The organism is Ochrobactrum sp. SFR4 (genome assembly GCF_019730395.1).
Lineage (GTDB): Bacteria > Pseudomonadota > Alphaproteobacteria > Rhizobiales > Rhizobiaceae > Pseudochrobactrum.
Genome location: NZ_JAAPBB010000530.1, coordinates 1 through 313 on the forward strand (window position 1 = coordinate 1; position 313 = coordinate 313).

General features: G+C 50.8%; 1 protein-coding gene. It reads left to right on the forward strand.

The annotated features are described in order from the left end of the window. A partial coding sequence (locus HBA93_RS20115; protein WP_502910155.1) for a ribulose-phosphate 3-epimerase occupies nucleotides 1-313 on the forward strand: 313 nt, incomplete at both ends.

Genomic DNA, 313 nt, shown 5'->3' on the forward strand with positions numbered 1-313 from the left:
GATGCAGTGTTCGACACGCATTTGATGATTGCACCTTGTGATCCTTATCTGGAAGCATTTGCCAAAGCCGGTTCGGATATCATCACTATTCATGCTGAGGCTGGCCCTCACCTGCACCGCTCGCTGCAGGCAATCCGCAACCTCGGCAAAAAAGCGGGTGTCGCGATCAATCCGGGTACTCCTGCCTCTGCGCTTGAAAATGTGATCGATGATGTTGATCTCATTCTGGCAATGACAGTTAATCCGGGCTTCGGCGGTCAGAAATTTATCACCTCCATGCTGTCAAAGATCGAACAGCTCAATGCACTGATCG